Source organism: Nocardioides maradonensis (genome assembly GCF_054777115.1).
The window spans coordinates 111,774-130,974 of record NZ_BAAHAZ010000011.1; the positions used below are offsets into that span (position 1 = coordinate 111,774).

13 protein-coding genes are annotated in these 19,201 nt (G+C 72.2%); 5 read left to right on the plus strand and 8 right to left on the minus strand.

Annotation, left to right across the window (positions count from 1 at the left end; genetic code table 11):
* Window positions 1-68 precede the first annotated feature (68 nt).
* Genes ACYVAQ_RS14605 through ACYVAQ_RS14620 form a run of 4 tightly spaced genes read left to right on the plus strand, consistent with a single transcriptional unit; the run spans window position 69 to window position 1,859 of the window.
* Window positions 69-452 carry an ArsR/SmtB family transcription factor gene (locus ACYVAQ_RS14605; protein WP_460790812.1) on the plus strand — a complete coding sequence of 128 codons (384 nt, stop codon included), beginning with the start codon at window positions 69-71 and terminating at the stop codon, window positions 450-452.
* Window positions 449-937, plus strand: a complete 489-nt coding sequence (locus tag ACYVAQ_RS14610; RefSeq protein ID WP_460790815.1) for an SRPBCC family protein — start codon at window positions 449-451, stop codon at window positions 935-937. The genes ACYVAQ_RS14605 and ACYVAQ_RS14610 overlap by 4 nt, the downstream gene beginning before the upstream one ends.
* A gap of 7 nt (window positions 938-944) precedes the next feature.
* The gene (locus tag ACYVAQ_RS14615) at window positions 945-1,493 is read left to right on the plus strand and encodes a TIGR03086 family metal-binding protein (RefSeq protein WP_460790817.1); all 549 of its coding nucleotides are present in this window, start codon (window positions 945-947) and stop codon (window positions 1,491-1,493) included.
* 33 nt (window positions 1,494-1,526) lie between these two features.
* On the plus strand, window positions 1,527-1,859 hold the full coding sequence (locus tag ACYVAQ_RS14620) for a TfoX/Sxy family protein (protein ID WP_460790819.1): 333 nt from the start codon (window positions 1,527-1,529) through the stop codon (window positions 1,857-1,859).
* Here ACYVAQ_RS14620 and ACYVAQ_RS14625 read toward each other — a convergent pair.
* Window positions 1,832-2,491 (minus strand): class F sortase, encoded by a 660-nt coding sequence (locus ACYVAQ_RS14625; RefSeq protein ID WP_460790822.1) that lies wholly within the window; start codon window positions 2,489-2,491, stop codon window positions 1,832-1,834. The two genes, ACYVAQ_RS14620 and ACYVAQ_RS14625, sit on opposite strands and share 28 nt — an antisense overlap.
* Between ACYVAQ_RS14625 and ACYVAQ_RS14630 the strand changes: the two genes are divergently transcribed.
* Window positions 2,490-7,088: an ATP-dependent helicase gene (locus tag ACYVAQ_RS14630; protein ID WP_460790825.1), complete on the plus strand. Its 4,599-nt coding sequence runs from the start codon at window positions 2,490-2,492 to the stop codon at window positions 7,086-7,088. The two genes, ACYVAQ_RS14625 and ACYVAQ_RS14630, sit on opposite strands and share 2 nt — an antisense overlap.
* Here ACYVAQ_RS14630 and htpX read toward each other — a convergent pair.
* From htpX to ACYVAQ_RS14665, 7 genes are all read right to left on the minus strand, one after another.
* A complete protein-coding gene (gene htpX, locus ACYVAQ_RS14635) occupies window positions 7,085-7,969 on the minus strand; it encodes a zinc metalloprotease HtpX (RefSeq protein ID WP_460790827.1) in 885 nt (294 codons plus the stop codon). The two genes, ACYVAQ_RS14630 and htpX, sit on opposite strands and share 4 nt — an antisense overlap.
* Window positions 7,970-8,036: 67 nt before the next feature.
* Window positions 8,037-8,336: a helix-turn-helix domain-containing protein gene (locus ACYVAQ_RS14640; protein WP_460790829.1), complete on the minus strand. Its 300-nt coding sequence runs from the start codon at window positions 8,334-8,336 to the stop codon at window positions 8,037-8,039.
* 105 nt (window positions 8,337-8,441) lie between these two features.
* Window positions 8,442-8,906, minus strand: a complete 465-nt coding sequence (locus ACYVAQ_RS14645) for a CinA family protein (protein WP_460790831.1) — start codon at window positions 8,904-8,906, stop codon at window positions 8,442-8,444.
* A gap of 9 nt (window positions 8,907-8,915) precedes the next feature.
* The gene (locus ACYVAQ_RS14650; protein WP_460790835.1) at window positions 8,916-15,317 is read right to left on the minus strand and encodes an ExeM/NucH family extracellular endonuclease; all 6,402 of its coding nucleotides are present in this window, start codon (window positions 15,315-15,317) and stop codon (window positions 8,916-8,918) included.
* Between the two features lie 139 nt (window positions 15,318-15,456).
* Complete coding sequence (locus ACYVAQ_RS14655; RefSeq protein ID WP_460790837.1) at window positions 15,457-16,089, minus strand: CDP-alcohol phosphatidyltransferase family protein; 633 nt, start codon at window positions 16,087-16,089, stop codon at window positions 15,457-15,459.
* Window positions 16,086-17,498, minus strand: coding sequence for a 30S ribosomal protein S12 methylthiotransferase RimO (gene rimO, locus ACYVAQ_RS14660; protein ID WP_460790840.1), 1,413 nt, complete (start codon window positions 17,496-17,498; stop codon window positions 16,086-16,088). The genes ACYVAQ_RS14655 and rimO overlap by 4 nt, the downstream gene beginning before the upstream one ends.
* 45 nt (window positions 17,499-17,543) lie before the next feature.
* A complete protein-coding gene (locus ACYVAQ_RS14665; RefSeq protein ID WP_460790842.1) occupies window positions 17,544-19,196 on the minus strand; it encodes a helix-turn-helix domain-containing protein in 1,653 nt (550 codons plus the stop codon).
* Between the last annotated feature and the right edge of the window lie 5 nt (window positions 19,197-19,201).

Consider the following 19,201-nt stretch of genomic DNA (forward strand, 5'->3'; position numbering starts at 1 on the left):
CTGTCGTACGCCGCCGACAGTCAACCAGGGGGTTGACATACGGTCCGAGCCGGCGTTCACTCAACCTTGTGGTTGAGCAATCGGATCCCCTGTCCCGGGCCTTCGCGGCCCTGGCCGACCCGACCCGCCGTGACCTCGTCGCCCGGCTCGCGTCCGACGGGGACGCGACCGTGGGCGAGCTCGCGGCGCCGTACGAGATGTCCCTCCAGGCCGTCTCCAAGCACCTCGGGGTGCTCGAGGACGCCGGCGTCGTCACCCGGACGCGGGAGGGGCGGCAGCGCCACGTCCACCTGGACGCGGAGGTGTTCGACCTGATGACGAAGTGGATCGAGCGCTACCGGCACGAGGCCGAGCAGCGCTACCGCCGGCTCGACGACCTGCTCGCCCGGATGGGCGAGGCCGACGAGCGACCCGACAACCGAGAAGACAAACGAGAAGGAGCAGCGTCATGACCACCACCACCCAGGAGACCACCATCGAGGCGGTCCCGGACCTGCCGGTCGTGCGGATCGTGCGGGAGTTCGACGCGTCGCGGGAGCGGGTCTACCGCGCGCACGTCGATCCGGAGCTGATCGCGCAGTGGCTCGGGCCGGACAGCCTGAGCTGCGTCCTCGAGACCTGGGACGTCCGCACCGGCGGCGAGTACCGCTACACCGCGCACCGCCAGGGCGAGGAGGTCGCGCATTTCTACGGGTCCTTCCACCGCGTGTGGGAGAACGAGAAGATCGTGCAGACCTTCGGCTTCGAGGAGATGCCCGACGCGGTCAGCCTCGAGACGCTGGTCCTCACCGACCTCCCCGGCGGCCGCACCCGGCTGGAGATCACCTCCGTCGTCGACTCGATCGCGGCCCGCGACGCGATGCTCGCCTCCGGCATGGAGGTCGGGATCAACGAGGGGTACGCCGCGCTCGACCGGCTCCTCGCGGCCGGAGCATGATGGCGCGATGAGCGCAGCACAGAACCACGCCCGGGACGCCGCCCGCTTCGGCGAGCTCGTCGCCTCCGCGTCGACCGAGGACTGGACCCGTCCGTCGCCGGTCCAGGAGTGGACGGCGCGCGACGTCGTCTACCACCTGATCGATTGGCTCCCGGACTTCCTCGAGCGCACCGGCACGATCCTGCCGGCCGTCGACGGGATCGACCCCGTGGCAGCCTGGGACCAGCGGGCCGCGGATGTCCAGCAGCTGCTCGAGACCGAGGGCGACCGCGAGTTCGAGAGCCCGATGTTCGGCACGCTGACGATCGCGACAGCCGTCGACCGGTTCTACACCGGTGACGTGTGGATGCACTCGTGGGACCTCGCCAAGGCCTTGGGCCGCGACATCGACCTCGGTGAGGAGCGGTGTGCGGAGGCGCTGGTGGCCATGGAGCCGATGGACGAGGTCCTGCGCAGCAGCGGCCAGTTCGGGCCGCGGGTCGAGGTGCCCGACGACGCGTCGGCGCAGGACCGGTTCGTGGCCTTCATCGGCCGCGACCCGGGCTGGCGCGGCTGAGGACTGTCCCCGGTCCGCCGTACCCTCCCTTGCATGGCGTACGACGAGGTGCTGGCCGGCCGCATCCGCGACCTGGTCGAGGGTGAGCCGGGGCTCAGCGAGAAGAAGATGTTCGGCGGCCTGGCGTTCCTGATCGGCGGGAACATGGCCGTCGCGGCGAGCGGTCAGGGCGGCCTGATGGTGCGCGTCGACCCCGACGAGGGCGACGAGCTGATCCAGACGACGCCGGCCGAGCCGATGGAGATGCGCGGCCGGACCATGACCGGCTGGCTTCGGGTCGCCGACGACGTCGTCGCCGACGACGCCGTGCTCGAGGAGTGGGTGAAGCGGGGTGTCGGCTACGCCGGCTCGCTGCCGCCGAAGTAGCGGTCCGCGAACCAGAGGGTCCGGTGGGTCCAGTCCCCCGGGCCCAGCCGCGTGCCCGAGCAGACCACGATGACGACCTGGGGCCGGCCTGTCGTGCGGTCCCACCCGGGGTAGCCGTTGCTCGCGAGGACCTGCTCGCGGGAGGTCACGCGGTAGCAGGCGACCTGCCCACGGCCGCGCAGGACGATCCGGTCGCCGACGTGCAGGTGCGCGAGCAGGCGGTTGCCCATCGCGCTGCCGTCCGGCCAGGTGTGGGTGTTGAGCAGGACCCGGCCGTGACGTGCGCCCGCCTCGACGCCGTCCTGGTCGGTCGCGAAGTCCGTCTTGTCGGTGTGGGAAAGCACGCCCATCACGCCGTCGGCGGTGCGGGGCACCGGGTAGACGCGCTGCGTGCGTCCGACGACCCGGATCGAGGTCGGCACGAACGGCCGCAGCCGCGGACCGGCGCAGACCCCGTCGGGCGTGATCGGGACGTACTGGCCATACGTCTGGGTCGGCGGCGGGAGTGAGGGCTGTGGGCGGAGGAGCCACCCGACGAAGGAACCCACGAGGATCAGCCCGATCGCGACCAACCCCTGGCGAAGGATGCGCAGCCGCTGCTCCCTCGCAGTGGGATTCGCCGGCGACTCCATGACCGCAGTGTCCTCGGCGGCCTCAGTGCGGGCAACTGCGGAACGGCCTGTCGGTGCTGTGCGGGAGGATGGGCGGGTGGTCGAGGAGGACGCCCTGGCGGGCTTCAGCGAGGCGACCCGCGCGTGGTTCCGCGCGGCGTTCGCGGAGCCGACGCCTGCCCAGGCCGGCGCCTGGCACGCCATCGCCCAGGACCGGCACACCCTCGTCGTCGCTCCCACCGGGTCCGGCAAGACGCTGAGCGCGTTCCTGGCGAGCATCGACCGGCTGCTGACCACCGCGCCGCCCGCCGACCGGAAGCACCGCACCCGGGTCCTCTACGTCAGCCCGCTCAAGGCGCTCGCCGTCGACGTCGAGCGCAACCTGCGCGCCCCGTTGGCGGGGATCCGCCAGACCGCCGCCCGCCTCGGGCTGCCCGACCTGCCCGAGCTCACCGTCGGCGTGCGCTCCGGCGACACGCCCGCCAACGAGCGCCGGGCGCTGGCCACGAAGCCGCCCGACATCCTGATCACCACGCCCGAGTCGCTGTTCCTGATGCTCACCAGCCAGGCGCGCGAGACGCTGCGCGGCGTCGAGGCGGTCATCGTCGACGAGGTGCACGCGGTGGCCGGCACCAAGCGCGGCGCCCACCTGGCGCTCAGCCTCGCCCGGCTCGACGCCCTGCTCCCGACCCCGGCCCAGCGGATCGGGCTCTCGGCGACGGTCCGGCCGACCGAGGAGGTCGCCCGCTTCCTCGGCGGCCCCGAGCCGGTCGAGATCGTCGCGCCGCCGGCGAACAAGCAGTGGGACCTCCGCGTCGAGGTCCCCGTCGAGGACATGACCGCGCTCCCCCAGCAGAGCGCGATCGAGGAGGAGCTGGACGGGCCGGCCCAGCGCCCGAGCATCTGGCCGCACGTCGAGCAGCGGGTGGCCGACCTGATCGGCGAGAGCCGGTCCACGATCGTGTTCACCAACGGGCGTCGTACGGCGGAGCGGCTGACCGCGCGCCTCAACGAGATCGCCGCCGGGGAGAGTGCCGTCGGGCTGCCGCCACCCGCCCAGGTGATGGCGCAGTCCGGCGCCTCGGTCGGGTCGGCGCCGCTGCTCGCCCGCACCCACCACGGCTCGGTCTCCAAGGAGCAGCGCGCCCTCGTCGAGGACGACCTGAAGTCCGGCCGGTTGCCGGCCGTGGTCGCGACCAGCAGCCTCGAGCTCGGCATCGACATGGGCGCCGTCGACCGGGTCGTGCAGATCGCGTCGCCGCCGAGCGTGGCCAGCGCCCTGCAGCGCGTCGGCCGGGCGGGCCACCAGGTCGGCGAGGTCTCCCGCGGCGTGTTCTTCCCGCAGCACCGCGGCGACCTGGTGCCTGCGGCGGTGTCAGTGAGCCGGATGCGCACCGGCGACATCGAGTCGCTGCGGATCCCTGCCAACCCGCTCGACGTGCTGGCCCAGCAGGTCGTGGCGGCGACGGCCGTCGACGAGTGGGACGTCGAGGAGCTCTTCGAGACGGTCCGGCGGTCCGCTCCGTACGCCACGCTCCCCCGCTCGGCGTACGAGGCCGTGCTGGACCTGCTGGCCGGGCGCTACCCGAGCGATGAGTTCGCCGAGCTGCGCCCGCGCATCACCTGGGACCGCGTCACCGGCCGGATCACCGGGCGGCCGGGAGCGCAGCGGCTCGCGGTGACCAGCGGCGGCACGATCCCCGACCGCGGCCTGTTCGGCGTCTTCATCGCCGGCGAGGGGGTCGGGCGCCGGGTGGGCGAGCTGGACGAGGAGATGGTCTACGAGAGCCGGGTCGGCGACGTGTTCGCGCTGGGTGCGACCAGCTGGCGGATCGAGGACATCACCCACGACCGGGTCATCGTCACGCCGGCTCCCGGCGTACCGGCCCGGTTGCCGTTCTGGAAGGGCGACAACCCCGGCCGCCCGGCGGAGCTCGGCGAGGCGATCGGCGGCTTCACCCGCGAGCTCGGGGCGCTGCCCGATCCCGCGGCGATCGAGAGGGTGCGGGCCGAGGGCCTCGACGAGTACGCCGCGGCCAACCTGGTCGCCTATCTCCGCGAGCAGGCCGACGCGACCCGGCAGCTGCCCACCGACACGACACTCGTCGTCGAGCGGTTCCGCGACGAGCTCGGCGACTGGCGGCTGGTCGTGCACTCGCCGTACGGGCAGGCCGTGCACGGCCCGTGGGCGCTCGCGATCAACGCGCGGCTGCACGAGCGCTACGGGGTCGACGGTCAGGCGCTCGCCGCCGACGACGGCATCGTGATCCGCATCCCCGATACCGACGCGGCGCCGCCGGGTGCCGACCTGGTCGTGTTCGACGCCGACGAGATCGCGGAGATCGTCACCCGCGAGGTGGGCGGTTCAGCGCTGTTCGCCTCGCGCTTCCGGGAGAGCGCAGCGCGAGCGCTGCTGCTGCCCCGGCGCGACCCCGGTCGCCGCTCACCGCTGTGGCAGCAGCGGCAGCGGGCCGCCGCGCTGCTCCAGGTCGCCGCGCGCTACCCGGCCTTCCCGATCCTGCTCGAGACGGTGCGGGAGTGCCTCAACGACGTCTACGACCTGCCCGGGCTGACCACCCTGCTGCGCCGGATCGAGTCGCGCGAGATCAGCGTGGCCGAGGTCGAGACGGTGCAGCCGTCGCCGTACGCACGGACGCTGCTGTTCGGGTACGTCGCCCAGTACCTCTACGAGGGCGACTCCCCCATCGCCGAGCGGCGGGCCGCCGCGCTCACCCTCGACCAGGGCCTGCTGGCCGAGCTGCTCGGTCGCGCGGAGCTGCGCGAGCTGCTCGACCCCACGGTGCTCGACGAGGTCGAGGCCGAGCTGCAACGCACCGCGCCGGAGCGCCGAGCGCGGGACGCCGAGGGGGTCGTGGACCTGCTCCGGCTCCTCGGCCCGCTGACGACCGATGAGATCGCGGCCCGGGTCGTCGAGGGCCTGGACCTCGACCTGCTCGACGGCCTGGCCGACGCCCGGCGGGTCGTGCCCGTGCGGATGCCATACGGCGAGGCCTGGGCCGTCGTCGAGGACGTCGCCCGCTTGCGGGACGGCCTCGGCGTGCCGGTGCCGCCGGGCGTGCCAGCAGCGTTCACCGAGCCCGTCGACGACCCGCTCGCCGACCTGATCGGGCGCTACGCCCGCACCCATGGCCCCTTCCTGGTCGGCGAGGTGGCCGCTCGGCTCGGGCTGGGCGTCGCGGTCGTGCGGCACACCCTGCAGCGGCTCGAGGGCCAGGGCCGCGTCGTGTCCGGCGAGTTCCGGCCGACCGCGTCGTCCGACAGCCTGGAGTGGTGCGACGCCGAGGTGCTGCGCCGGCTTCGACGCCGCTCCCTGGCCCGGCTGCGGCAGGAGATCGAGCCGGTGCCGCCGGCCACGCTCGCGCGGTTCGCGCTCTCCTGGCAGCGGATCTCGACCACGAAGGGCGCTCTGCGCGGCATCGACGGGGTCGTGGCCGCGGTCGAGCAGCTGGCCGGCGTACCGGTGCCGGCCAGCGCGCTGGAGTCGCTCGTCCTCGGGGCGCGGGTGCGGGACTTCGAACCGGCGTACCTCGACGAGCTGACGGCGACGGGTGAGGTGGTGTGGGCCGGGCACGGTGCCCTCGCCGGCGCCGACGGCTGGGTCTCGCTGCACCTGGCCGACCAGGCGACGCTCACCCTGCCCGAGCCCGGCCCGGTCGACGGGCCGTTGGAGCAGCGGATCCTCGACGCCCTGGCGCCCGGCGGCGCCTGGTTCTTCCGGCAGCTCAGCGACCAGGTGGCCGTCGCCTCGCGTGCCGCGGGCGAAGACGCGCCCGACGACGCCACGCTCAGCGCGGCTCTCTGGTCGCTGGTCTGGGCGGGTCACGTCACCAACGACACGCTCACGCCCTTGCGCGCGCTGACCCGCAACGGGTCGGCGACGCACCGGTCGCGGGCCTCGGCAGGGCGCCCCGGCCGGGTCAGCCGGACCGGGCCGCCCGAGACCGCCGGGCGCTGGTCGCTGCTGCCGGCGATCGACGCCGACCCGACCCGGCGCGCCCACGCGACGGCCGAGCGGCTGCTGGACCGGCACGGCGTGGTCACCCGCGGCGCGGTGACGAGCGAGGGCGTGGCCGGCGGGTTCGCGGCGGTCTACCGGGTGCTGACCGCGTTCGAGGACTCGGGCCGGTGCCGCCGCGGCTACTTCGTGGAGGGTCTCGGGGCGGCCCAGTTCGCCACGCCCGGCGCCGTCGACCGGCTGCGCACCCACACCGCCGTCGGCGACAAGCCGATCGCGGTCGCGCTGGCCGCGACGGACCCGGCGAACCCCTACGGCGCGGCGCTGCCGTGGCCGGAGACCGGCGAGGGTGGCCACCGCCCCGGGCGCAAGGCCGGCGCCATCGTGGTCCTCGTCGACGGAGAGCTCGTCCTGTACGTCGAGCGCGGCGGCCGCACCCTGCTCACCTGGTCGGATGTGCCCGACCAGCTCACCCCGGCGGCGGAGGCGCTGTCCACCGCCGTACGCCGCGGCAACCTGGGCCGACTCACCGTCGAGAAGGCAGACGGCGCTCCCCTGCTCGGCAGCTCCACCCCGCTGCGCGAGGCGTTGGGGGCGGCGGGGTTCGTCGCGACCCCGCGCGGGCTGCGGCTGCGCAGCTAGCGAGCCTGCCCCGCCATCCGCTGCAACCGCGCGATCCGGTCCTCGGTCGGCGGGTGCGTGGAGAACAGCCGCGAGACGTCCTGGGCCCGGAACGGGTTGGCGATCATCATGTGCGCGGCGTTCTGCAGCTGCGGGGTCGGGGCCAGCGGCGCCCGGGCAGTGCCGTACTCGAGCTTGCGCAGCGCGGACGCGAGGGCGAGCGGGTCGCCGGTGAGCTTCGAGCCGTCCTCGTCGGCGTCGTACTCACGGGTCCGGCTGATCGCCATCTGGATCACCGAGGCGGCGATCGGGGCGAGCAGGGACATCAGGATCAGCACGAAGGGATTCGGACGGTCCTCGTCGTTGCTGCTGCCGCCGCCGAACATCGAGGCGAACATCATCATCTGCGCGACCGAGGTGATCACGCCGGCGACCGCTGCCGCGACCGACGAGGTGAGGATGTCGCGGTTGTAGACGTGCATCAGCTCGTGGCCGAGCACACCGCGCAGCTCGCGCTCGTCGAGCAGCGCGAGGATGCCCTCGGTGCAGCAGACCGCGGCGTGCTGCGGGTTGCGACCGGTGGCGAACGCGTTCGGCGCCTGGGTCGGCGAGACGAACAGCGCCGGCATCGGCTGGCCCGCGGTCGCGGACAGGTCACGGACGATGCGGTACATCGCGGGCTGCTGCGCCTCGGTGACCGGGTAGGCGCGCATCGCCCGGATCGCGATCTTGTCGGAGTTCCAGTAGCCGTACGCCGTGGTGCCGACGCCGATCAGCGCGAAGATCCAGATGAACGCCGAGTTGCCGGTGGCACCGGAGATCGCGCCACCCACCGCCAGCAGCAGCGCGAAGATCCCGGCGAGCAGGCCGGCGGTCTTGAGTCCGTTGAAGTGGCTGTGCATGTTCGGAGAACGTACGACGACCGGTGGATCGTTCCGAGACACCGGTCACCCGGCGCGGACCGACCGATCAGGCGGCAGACGCCACCACGGCTGCGGGGATCCGCGGCGTGATCGGGGTCGGCGCGGAAGCGGCCTCCTCCACGGCCACGGCGTCCGCGACGTCGCGCAGGACGACCGACAGCGGCACGTCGAGGGCGTCGCACAGCGAGGCGAGCAGCTCCGAGCTCGCCTCCTTCTGTCCCCGCTCGATCTCGGAGATGTAGCCGAGGCTGACCCGCGCGAGGGCGGACAGCTGGCGCAGCGTCAGACCGAGCTCGGTGCGACGGCCGCGCAGCACGTCACCGAGCCGTTCCCGGAACAGCGCCATCGTCGTCTCCCCTCGACCCGATCGGTCCTTCACCATCCTGTGTGCCGTGTGCACACCTGCTGTGCTGCCAACGCTACCCGAGGCCCGGATGTTCCTGAGCAGGACTCACCCGAGGTGGGCGACGGCGGCGTCGACGGCCGCCTCGACGACCTGCCGCTGGATCGACGCCCGGTCCCCGGTCAGCGACAACGGCACGACCTTCGTCCCGGCCTCCGACGCGACCCCGATGAACACCGTTCCGACGGGCTTGTCCTCCTGGCGCTCGGGGCCGGCCACGCCGGTGGTGCTGAGCCCGATGTCGGACCCCAGCAGCTCGCGGACCGACTCGGCCATCGCGGCGGCGCACTCCGCCGACACGACGCCGTGCTCGGCGACGAGCTCCTCGGGCACGCCGAGGACGTCGATCTTGACCGAGGTGGCGTAGCTGACCACGCCGCCGCCGTACACCTGGGAGGACCCGGGTACGCCGGTCAGCAGCGCGGCCAGCTGCCCTCCGGTGAGCGACTCCGCGGTGGCGAGGGTGAGCCCCTCGCCACCGAGGATCCTGACCAGGTCGTCAGCATTCGTCATGCCGGGACGTTACCCCTTGACCACCTGGAGCATGACGGTCGCGCTGCCGCCGATCAGCAGGCTGCTGCCGGCGTAGGTGATCGTCAGCCGCTTGGTGCCGGTCGTGGCGAAGGGCTTCAGCCGCAGCGTCGCCCGGCCCCCGGCCAGCGTGCCGGTCACCCGGGTCGCCCCGGGCCCGGACACCGACACAGTGCCTGTCGCGACGACACCGTCCGTGTTGACCACCGTCACCGCGATGCCGACCTTCGTCCGCTTGACCACCACGCGGCTGGTCGTGGCGTGCCCGCCGACCTTCACCGCCCCCTTGACGACCGTGAGCGGGGCCGAGCCGGTGCCGGCCTGCACGGAGGTGTCACCGGCGTACGTGATCGTCACCGGGTACGGCGTCGTGCGCGGCGCGAGCGTCTTCGCCGGCACCGTCACGACGACCGTGCCGTCGGCACCGAGCGTGCCCCGGCCGAGCTGCACCGAGCCCGAGCTCAGCGCGACCGTGCCGGTGGGCACGACCCCGTCCGCGGCCACGGTGACCTTCATCGTCGCCGTCTTCCCGTACTTCTGGGTCGTCGGCGTCCCGGTCACGGTCGCGGTCGCCCGTCCGACGGTGAGCGAGGCGGTGGCGGGGGTGGCGGCGTACGTCGCGTCACCGCCGTAGCCGATCGTCACCTGGTACGGCGTACCGCTGGCGGCCAGGCTCTTCGCGGCGATCGGGACCGTGGCGCTGCCGTCGGGGCCCACAGGCGCGCTGCCGAGCTGGACGCCACCGGCGGTGAGGGTGACCGTGCCCGTCGGCGTGCCGAGGGCGCCGCTGACGGTCACGCTCATCGACCCCGCCTGGCCGTACACCTGCACGGTGTCGCTGCCCGTCACGGTCGGGAGCGCCGGCGTCACCGCCGCAGTCTCGGCCGACGTCACGGTCGACGACGTGTAGCCGTCCTCGGTGCCGGTGACCGCGACCGCGATCTTCGTGCCCACGTCGCCGCTCACGACGGTGTACGCCGCCGCGGTGGCGCCGTCGATCGGCGCGCCGTCGGCCAGCCACTGGTAGCCGAAGGTGACCGTGCCCGGACCCCAGTTCCCCGGGCTGGCGGTGAGGGTGTCACCGGCCCGCGGGCTGGTGTTGTCGATCGTCGGCGTGGCCGTGGTCAGCGGCGGCAGGCCGCGGAGGCTGACGGGCAGCGTGATGTCGGTTCCGGTCGTCGTACCGACGACGTGGACCCGTGCTGTCCTCGGCGCGTCCGCGGGGACCACGAACGTCACGTGGGCGGTGCCCCAGTGGTCGTCCGGGGTCGTGCCGTTGCCGTGGGTGACGGCGATGTCGGACGCCACCACGTCGCTGCCGACCTTGATGCTGACGGTGTCGTCCTGGACCGCCGACGGGGCGTTCATGTCGAGCGAGCCCAGGTCGAGGGTGACGGTGTCGCCCGGGCCGTAGTCCGCCGGCGCGTCGGCCGGGAACGTCACCCGGATGCCGCGCTGCGAGGAGTCGACGGGGAGCGGCGTGTCGGCGTACTGCTGCTCCATGTAGTCGACCTGTGCCTGCAGGTCGGTCAGCTCGGTGTCCTGCTTCTGGGTGCCGTTGGCCAGCTCCCAGAAGTTGTCACCGCCGGTGGCGAGGAAGCTGTTCACCGTCACCGAGTACGTCGCCTCCGGGTCGATCGGGTGCCCGTCCAGCCACATGCCGGTGACCGTGCCGAGCAGAGCGCCGGTGGGCTTCGACGGGTCCTGCGCCTCGGTGTAGGTGTAGCTGAACCCCAAGCTGGTGCCGAGCTTCAGGAACGGGCGCGCCGGGATGTTCCCGTGCGCGTCGCGCTGCCACTGCTCCTCCAGCACCTTCTTGATCTGGGCGCCGGTGAGCCGCATGTTGACGAGCTCGTTCGCGAACGGCTGGACGTCGGCGGCCTGACGGTAGGTCAGGTCGTACGCGCCGTTGTCCGCGGTGCCGAGCGCGTCGGCACGCAGACCGCCGGGGTTCATGAACGCGATCTGCGCGTCGCCGTGCTGCGCGTCGGCCGTGGCCCAGCGCTGGATCTCGGCGATCTGGTTGCCGAGCACGGACTCACCACCGCGGTTGTCGGTGCCGTCGCTCAGCTTCGAGCGGTACATCGGCGCCGACATCCGGCCGAGCACCTGGGCACCGGCGACCTGCGAGTCGGCGATCGCCTGGTCGACGATCGGCTGTACCGCGGCGTTCCTGCCGAAGCTGAACAGGGCGCCCGACGGCCCCTTCACGCCGACGTTGTCCTCGATCAGGTCGACCGGGTTGTTGCTCGCATCGAAGGAGTAGACGAGCTGGTCGAGGGCGGTGCCGTAGGACGCCGCCTGCATGACCGGACGGGCCGTGATGGGCCGGCCCTGCCAGGCGTCGACCGGGAACTGGCAGGCGTACTCCAGGTGCGTGTGGCCGGACAGGATCGCGTCGACGTCCGGGCTCACGCCGTTGATGACCGACGAGAACGCCGTACCGGCGGACTGCATGGTGCTGCAGTCGGTCGTCGCCGCGCCCTCGTGGTCGAGCAGCACGACCAGGTTCGCGCCGGCGGCCTTCAGCTGCGCGGCGTACTCGTTGATCTTGGCCACGGTGGCGCCGGTGTCGAGCACCGAGACGCCCTGGAGGTTCGCGGGGCTCTGCAGCGACGGCAGGTCGGAGGTGACCGCACCGATGAAGCCGATCCTGATCGGCGTACCGCTGAGGCTGTTCGGGACCGAGATCATCCGGGTCGGTGCCGTGATCGGGTCACCGGCGGTGTGGCCGTCCTCGGTCCGCGACCACACGACGTTGGCGGCGAGGTAGCTGCCCCAGGTCAGCGGGTCGTCCGCACCGTAGGGGTTGCCGGCGCTCTTCGGCTGCTCGATCCGGTCGAGCAGGTCGCTCACGCCGTGGTCGAACTCGTGGTTGCCGACCGCGGAGACCTGCAGGTCCATGGCGTTGAGCGCGTCGAGGGTGGGCTTGTCCTTCTGGGTGAAGGACTCGAAGATCGACGCGCCCACGTTGTCACCGGCGGAGGCGAACACGGTGTGGTCCGCGCCGTAGGTCCCGCGCAGCGACGACACCGCGCTGGCCAGCGGCGACGCGCCGCCGTCCGCGGCGTCGGCGATCAGGCGACCGTGGAAGTCGTTGACGCCGACGATCTGGACGTCGGTGACCTTCGGGGCCTCGCCGGCGCTCGGCAGGTCGAGGTCGACCACCTCGGGGTTGTGGTCCGATCCGCGCCAGGGCGTCGAGCCGTCGAAGAAGTCGGTCTTGTTGGTGTTGTACCGGCCGTAGTCGTAGATGTCCGGCTCGTTGGCGTTGATCTCCCAAATGTCGGTGCGGGGGCTGAGGGCCCGAGCGCCGGCGCTGGCGAAGATGTGGTCGAGCGAGCCCGCACCGCCGTACCCGATGCCGTCCACCGTCGTCGTGAAGACGTAGCTGGTGTCCTTCGGGTCGTCGGAGTGGATCTCCTTGAAGTCCAGCGGGTCGACGGTGTCGTCGGCGTCCTCGATCGTGGTGATCGGGTCCTCACCGGAGTACGCGTTGAAGTCGCCGAGCAGGAAGACCTTGTCGGTGTGGTGCTTGCCCGCGAACTCGTTCGCGAAGCGCATCAGCTCCCGGGACTGCGCCACGCGGCTCGCGTTGAACGCACCGTGCAGCGGGTCGTTGGCGTCGCCGCCGGTCGCCGGGCCGGCCGGCGGGTCGGCGTCGCCCTTGGACTTGAAGTGGTTGACGATCAGCGCGAAGCCCTCGTCGTTCGCCGCACCGACGGGCTTGAAGTACTGCGCGAACGGCTCGCGCGCGTTGTCGAACGGCGAGGCGTTGGGCGCGAAGACGTGGTTGCCCCACGGGTCCGGCGTGCCGTTGACCGTGTAGCCCGGCAGGTCCAGGTCTCCGGGCCCGACCGGCACGACCTTCGAGACCTTGTAGATGAAGGCCGAGCGGATGACGTCCTGGCCCGAGGCGTACGAGCAGGTGCCGGCCAGGTTGGCCGGGCCGGGGACCGGGGTGCCGTTGGGCTGGACGGTCGAGCACAGCCCGGGGACCGACGTCGCGTCGGTGGTCTCCTCGGGAGACGCGGTGAAGGCCCACTTGTCGGCGCCGTCCGGGAGCGCGGCGTTGAGGTGCTCGACCAGGTAGGACAGCGTCGCGTCGCGCCACTCGATGGCCGTGCCCTGGCCCTGGTCCTTGGTGTTGCTCAGGTCGGGGTTGAGCGGCGAGCTCGTGACACCCATCTTGAGCTTGTTCGGGTTGCCGATCTCCTCGAGCGCGACGACGTCCGCCCCGAGCTCGTTGATGGCAGTGACGATCTTGTTCGTCTGCCGGTCGAGGTCCTGCTGCCGGCCGGCCCCGCGCGGCGCGTTCGCCAGCCCGGGCTTGTACGCCGTGACCGCCCCGGTCACCGGGTCCCAGGCGGACGCGATGCCGGTCGGGTTGGTGCACTGGTAGGCCAGGATGCCGTTGCCGGCGCGGTCGTAGTCGTACTCGCAGCCCTTGCCGGACGACGCGTACCACGGGTTGGCCGCGGCGAACTCGTCCATCGGGACGGAGAAGAAGTTCTCGACGTTGTACGTCGCGAAGCGCATGTTGGCGCCCGCCGGAGCCGGCCGCGGCGCGAGGTTGGCCGGCCGGGTGTCCTCGATGTGGACCACGTCCGTGCCGAGGTCCGGCGCCGCCGCGTCGTGCGAGGCGAGGACCGCGCGCGGCGGGTCGAGGTACCACTTCTTGTTCGCGAAGTGCAGGACCGCACCCTCGGGGTAGGTGAGGTGCGCGCCGACCCGGGCGGTGTGGGTCTTGTCGATGAAGGGCAGCGGGATGTCGGAGTTCTTGCTGTCCTGCGGCCGGTAGTGCTGGGCGGCGCTGAGGAAGGTCGTGTTGGTGCCGTCCTCCATGAAGTAGCCGCGGTTCTTGATGTCGGCCTGCGCCGCCGTGATGCACGCGGTGTCACGGTCGCGGCAGATCTGGCCGGGCTGCTGCAGGACGGTGCCACCGGTCGCGAGGCCGAGCTCGCCGAAGCCCTCGAAGTTGTAGTGGTCGGTGATCACCAGGTCGGTCGGGGCGAACAGCTCCTCCTCGTGCGCCTCGCGGGCGTCGTACGTCGTCGGCGCGGTCGGCTGCGGGGTGATCGTGCCCAGCGACGCGATCGGATCGGGTGCCGCGGACTGGTTGAGCTCGGTCAGCGTCTCGGTGTCGGTCGCGCCGCCGAACTCGCTGATCCGGCCGGTGACACGGACCGACTGGCCGAGCGCGAGGTCGGTGCCGGTGGAGTCCTTGCCGGTGAAGCCGGAGCCCCCGTAGACGAAGATCGCGTCGGAGGCGTTGTCGGTGAGGTCGCCGCTGGGGTCCTGGATGACGTAGCCGCAGAAGCCGCAGGTCGCCGTACCGGTGGAGCTGTAGCCCCGCGTGTAGACCGCGGTGACGACGCCCTCGGTGCTCACGACCTGGGTGCCCGGAGCCGTGCCGCTGGCCGGCGCGTACGTCGACTGGCCGGTGGTGCCCTGCAGGACGTGGATCGGCGTCACGGTCGCGGCGGCCGCCACGTTGACGGTGAAGCCCGCCGTCTGCTGGGTCGATCCCGCGCTGTCGTCGAGCGTCACGGTCACCGGGTAGCTGCCGGCCGCCGACGGCGTGCCGGTGATGGCGCCGGTCGTGGTGTTGAGGGACAGGCCGAGTCCCGCCGCGTCGAGGCCGGTCGCGCCCCAGGTGTACGGCGGAGTGCCGCCCGCGGCCTTGCTCGCCAGGTTGATGGTGGTCGCGACGCCGGCCTGGGCGTTCTGGTCGCCCGGGTTGGTCAGCGAGAGCGGCGCGGGGGCGCCCGTGGCCGAGTTCTGCGGATCGGGCGCGATCGAGGAGAAGTCGGCCGCGTTGTTGTCCGTGTCCGCGCCCGCCGTCCGGGACAGGCTGTGGGTGATGTCGTACCCGCTCGCCTTGACGGTGCCCTCCGGGGTGTTGCTCGTGCCGTAGCCGAGCTTGTCCACGACGCCGGCGTCGGTCGTCGGGTTCGCGAGCGTCGTGGTCGTGGTGAGGAAGATCGTGCCGCCCGTCGACGAGCCGCCGGGGCTGAAGCCCGTGTTCGTCGCGTCCGGGGTCGGCAATGCCGCACCGTTCGTCGAGTTCGCCGCGCCCATCGCCAGGAAGTGGCCGTGACCGGCGACGGTGATCCCGGCGAGGTCGATCTTCGACGAGGCGTTGGCGGTGCCCGTCGCGGATCGGTACTGGATGGACCCGGTGAAGGTCGCCGGCGACGCGCTCGGGTTGTAGAGCTCGACGTACTTGTTCACGTAGGTCGCGCCGGCCGAGCCGCCGTTGACGTAGACCTCGTTGATGACCAACCCCGTCCCCGCCGGGTTCGCGGAGGCCGTCGGCGCGAGCGTGACGACGCCGGCCAGGGACAGGGCGGGTGCAAGAAAAATGGCGACACGACGTACCGAGAGACGCATGATCCGCAGGACTCCGAGCTCGAGGGAACAAAAAGATCCGCAGGAACACCCGAGTTCGCCCGGCGGAGGGTGCCCTGACTCCATCACGCCGGCCTGGACCAGGCAATGGAAATGGCCCGAACCGGCGGTAACGGGTTGGTTACGAATTCAGGTTCTTCTCAGGTACGGCGTTCCGCTGGCGAGCCGCGTCGCGGAAGAACTCGTAGCCCGAGGTGACGGTCAGGACGACCGCGACGGCGAGCAGCGCCAGCGACAGCACGTAGATCACCTTGCCCGGCACGTCCCACGCGCCGGTCGCCTCGAGGCACGGCAACGTGAGCCCGCCGAGGGCGAGGCCCTGGGCCAGCGTCTTGATCTTGCCGCTCCGCGCGGCGGCGATGACCACGGACTTCATGATCGACAGCCGCAGCAGCGTCACGGACCACTCGCGCACCAGCACCACGACCGTGATCGCCCACATCCACCAGGTGTCCATGATGATCGACAGGCCGATGAAGGCCATCCCGGTGATCGCCTTGTCGGCGATCGGGTCGGCGATCTTGCCGAAGTCGGTGATCAGGTTGCGGGCGCGCGCCAGGTCGCCGTCGATCTTGTCGGTCGCCATGGCGATGAAGAAGATGACGTACGCCGCCACCCGCCAGCCGATGTCGGCTCCGCCGTCGTGCAGCAGCGCCCAGCCGTAGACCGGCACCAGCAGGATGCGCAGCGTGGTCAGCGCGTTGGGGATGTTCCAGTTGGAGGGCTTCGCCTCCACCGCGGGCTGCTCGGTCACCGGTCCCCCAGCGCTTCGGCGACCAGGTCCACCCCGTCGCTGCCCACCACCCGGGCGCGCACCAGGTCGCCGATGCGCGGCGACGCGAGGCCGGAGACGTAGGTCGTGCCGTCCACCTCGGGGCCCTGGTGCGCGGCGCGACCCTCGACCGTGTCCACACCGTCGGGCTCGTCGGACTCCAGGGACTCGACGAGCACCACGACCTCCTCGCCGATCCGGTCCTCGGCCCGCTCGGCGTTGACCGCGGTGACGATGTCCGTGACGTGCTCCACGCGGGCGCGGATCTCGTCCTCGTCCAGCTTGCCGTCGAAGCCCTCGGCCTCGGTGCCGTCCTCGTCGGAGTAGCCGAACACGCCGGTGACGTCCATCCGGGAGGCGATCAGGAAGTCGGTGAGCACCTGCAGGTCCTCCTCGGTCTCGCCGGGGAAGCCGACGATCACGTTCGACCGCACGCCGGCGGCCGGCGCGAGCGTCCGCACCTGGTCGAGCAGGCCGAGGAAGCTCTCCGCATCGCCGAAGCGGCGCATCCGGCGCAACACGGGGTTGCTGGCGTGCTGGAAGGAGAGGTCGAAGTACGGTGCCACGCCGGGCGTGCCCGCGATGGCCTCGATCAGGCCCGGGCGGGTCTCGGCGGGCTGCAGGTAGGAGACCCGGACCCGCTCGATCCCGTCGATGCCGGCGATCTCCGGCAGCATCGTCTCGAGCAGCCGCAGGTCGCCGAGGTCCTTGCCGTAGGAGGTGTTGTTCTCCGAGACGAGGAAGAGCTCCTTGACGCCCTGGGTCGCAAGCCAGCGCGCCTCGTCGAGCACCTCGTTGGGCCGCCGGCTGACGAAGGAGCCGCGGAACATCGGGATCGCGCAGAAGGTGCAGCGCCGGTCGCAGCCGTTGGCGAGCTTGAGCGGCGCCATCGGGCCGGAGTCGAGCCGGGTGCGGGTGCCGGACGACCCGGCCACCGCGACGTCGCTGCCCTGCCGCTCGGCCGGGGTGATCGGCAGCAGCAGCCGCCGGTCCTTCGGGGTGTGCGGGTGTGGCTTGTCGCCGGCCAGGATCGAGCGCAGCCGGGCGCCGATGTCGGTGTAGTCGTCGAAGCCCAGCACGGCGTCGGCCTCGGGGAGCGAGTCGGCGAGCTGGTCGCCGTACCGCTCCGCCATGCAGCCGACGGCCACGACGGCCTGTGGGCGCCCGGTCTCCTTGAGGTCGGCCGCGGCGAGCAGGGTGTCGATCGAGTCCTTCTTGGCCGCGTCCACGAAGCCGCAGGTGTTCACCACGACCGTGTCGGCGTCCTCCGGGTCGTCGACGAGCTGGAAGCCGTCGGCGGCGAGCCGGCCGGCGAGCTCCTCGGAGTCGACGTCGTTGCGGGCACAGCCCAGCGTGAGCAGGGCGACGGAGAGCGGCGGTGAAGTGGTCATGACTGGTCCTGAGTATGCCGGTAGGCCCGGTCATGCGGGGAAACGTCAGCGGGCGATGAACGTCCCCGACGCCTGCTCGCCGGTCGACCCGAGGGCCTTGGCCGGCTTGCCGGCGATCGACACCGTGACCGAGCCGTCCGAGGACCAGATCCGCACCGGCGGCACGACCGAGAGGTTCGCGGTCTGGCCGTAGGCCAGCGGGCCGTCCAGCACGATCCGGCCGTTCGCGTCGCGGACGATCAGCTTCGCGCCACCGCCCGCGGCGTTGAGGACGACCTTCACCGGGTGCGCCTTCGCCAAGGACCCGGGCGGCGTGATGCCGCCGCTCTGGTTCAGCTGCGGGACGTTCTCGATCGGCGCGCGTCCGCCGAGGACGAGCTGCGCCACCGACCAGATCAGCACCGCGGCCATCACCGAGGAGATGAGGACCGACCAGTTGCGACCGCCGCGGGTGCTGCGGATCGAGCCGCCGTGACCGGTGGCCAGCTCGGACTCGAAGACCCGGCGCGGGTCGACCGGGGCGTCGGCGTAGGTGTCGTCGTACATCGTGACGAGCGGGCCGGCGTCGATGCCGAGCACCCGGCACAGCGTGCGGAGGTGGCCGCGGGCGTAGAAGTCGCCGCCACACGGCCCGAAGTCGTCGACCTCGATGGCCTCGATGACGTGGGGACGGATCCGGGTGCGGTCGGAGAGCTGGTCGATGGTGAGCTTGAGCCGCTGCCGGGCGACGGCCAGCTGCGGGCCGATCACCGGGATCGGGGCCGGGTGGACGGCGAGGTCCTCGAGGACGACCGTGCTCTCCTCGTGCTCGACCGCGTCGAGCGCGGGAGCGACGTACGGCGTCGACGGGCGGTCGGTACCGGCCATGTCGACCCGGGCCGCGAGGATCGTGGTGCGCCCCGGGGCCGGCGGCTCGACGGCGACGATCTCCTCGGTGTTCTCCTGGTCCGCGGCCTCGGCCCGGTTCGGTGAGTCCTGGACGTCCTCGGCGTCCTCGGCCTCGCCCGGCACGGGCTCGATCTCGCCGGTCTCGTCGTCCTCGTCGATGACCTGGACGTACGGCGAGAGGTCGGTGGTGTCCTCGGTCTCGGCGGACGGTGCGATCGGAGGGATCGGGGGGACCGGCGGCGCGAAGGACGCCTGCGGTGCCTCGGCCGGCCCGTGCTCGGTCTCCACGTCCTCGTCGGCGTCGATCCCGGGCACCACCTCGACCACGTCGGCGCGACCCTGTGCGAGCTCGGCGAGCACGTCGCTGAGCGAGCTGAGCGGAGCACCGACCACCCGGGTGGCCATGGTGAGGGGGACGACGAGCTGCCGGTCGTCGTACCCGACGACCAGGAGGTGGCCGTCGCGGAACGGGGCCTTGCGCGGCAGGTGCTCGAGGCACTCGATCTCGGGCCAGGCGATGCCCTTCCAGCGGGCGCCCTGGCGGAGCCGGACGCCACGGTCGTCGACGATCATCAGCGGGGCGCGGGCGTCGATCAGCGTGCCGACGTACGCGATGGTGACCAGCACCATCACGCCCAGGGCGAGCCAGTCGAGGGCTCCCCCGTGGCCGGCGAAGGTGCGGACGGCGAACGCCAGGGTCAGCAGGCCGGCGAGGGTACCGACGGCCGCTGCCAGGGCGACGTTGCGACGGACCTCGACGCTGGTGGCGCCGCTCGGCCCGGTGAGCTGCTCGGTGGTGGTGTCGGTCATGGCGC